Here is a 1,321-nt window from a genome sequence, read left to right on the forward strand (position 1 = left end):
TCCCCACCACCGACAACGACTGAGCACGAGCACCGACGACGCGAGGGTCAGAACTCAACCGCCCAAACTGGGTCACGGTTCAGCCGCCGCCGACAGCCCCATGTCTCGTGAGTCGAAGGACCTGCCGCCAGGACCTCCCAGTACGAACCGAATGCGCAGACACCGGTCGCCGAGACTGCACCACCGGGCGCGCCCGGCGGACCGTCACCGGAGGACGAGAGGGGGCTGGCCCGCTCGACCAACCCCTGCAGGCGGTCCCCGGGTCGGGGGCCCGGCCATGACCCGCGACCAGTTCACCCCGGCAGACCCCGTCGAGCAGTACCCCGTCCCCGAACAGCAGCAGCCCCACCCCGGACACGGGTCTGCCATGGACCCGGAACCGGACTACGCCAGAGCACCTATCGGGCACCGACCGCCTGAAGGGCCGGGTTGCGCTCATCACCGGCGCGGACCCCGGCATCGGCCGCGCCGTCGCGCTCGCCTTCGCCCGCGAGGGCGCCGACGTGGCGTTCTGCCACCTCCCCGACGATGAGAAGGACGCCCGGGAGACCAGCAGGCTGATCGAGAGCGGCGGGCGCCGAACAACCCTCGCCGTGGCCGGCGATGTGCGCGGGAGCAGTTCTGCGCCGAGCTGGTGGCGCAGTGCGCCGGCGAACTCGCCGGCCTCGACATCCTCGTCAACACCACCGCCTACCAGCTGTCCCAGCCCGACGGCCTCGCCGCCATCAGCACCGAGCAGTTCGACCGGGTGATGAAGACCAACCTCTACGCGATGTTCTGGCTGTGCCGGGCATTGCTGCCGCACCTGCGTCCCGGGTCGTTGATCATCAACACCGCATCAGTCCAGGGCCCGCAGCCTTCCAACGCGCCGCTGTCCGAGAGCAGAAGGCTTCACCTGCGTTGGGCCCGCGTGTTGTGTGTCAGTCCGGTGGTGGGAGGAAGGTGCCGAGTGGGCCGAGGTCGAGGTTGAGGTCCACGGAGGCGATCAGCAGACGCAGTTTGATGGTGAGCAGTTCGATGTCGAGGAGGTTGATCTGGATGTCCCCGGCGATGACGATGCCCTTGTCCAGCACGCGTTCCAGGATGTCGGCGAGGCTGGCCGAGGACTGGCCCCCGGGCGGCGCCGACCTGGAGGGGAATGACCCGAGGCGGTTGGCGACAGGGTCGGTCACGGTCGTGTCGCCTCCTTCTCCATCCGGGGGTTGAGCGGCGCACTGTCAGGTGCCGGTCTGTTGCCTGTGGGCTCTGATCTCGTCCAGGCGGTCGAGGAGCTCGTCCTCACGCCGGTCGAACGTCTCGTCGTCGATCTCACCGGCCAGGA

At 69.0% G+C, this 1,321-nt stretch carries 1 protein-coding gene and 2 pseudogenes; 1 reads left to right on the forward strand and 2 read right to left on the reverse strand.

Translation table 11 applies throughout. The annotated features are described in order from the left end of the window. Positions 1-458: 458 nt before the first annotated feature. Positions 459-970, forward strand: a pseudogene (locus AB0P35_RS42130) (SDR family oxidoreductase). 1 nt (position 971) lies between these two features. Here the strand turns inward: AB0P35_RS42130 and gvpJ are convergent. Further along, positions 972-1,172: pseudogene (gvpJ, locus tag AB0P35_RS42135) on the reverse strand (gas vesicle protein GvpJ); the annotation flags it as partial. A 45-nt stretch (positions 1,173-1,217) separates the two neighbouring features. Beyond that, the coding region (locus tag AB0P35_RS42140; protein ID WP_363521916.1) for a gas vesicle protein GvpG at positions 1,218-1,321 on the reverse strand (104 nt) is incomplete at its 5' end.

The sequence above is a fragment of the Kitasatospora sp. NPDC085879 genome, assembly GCF_040686255.1.
GTDB lineage: Bacteria > Actinomycetota > Actinomycetes > Streptomycetales > Streptomycetaceae > Kitasatospora.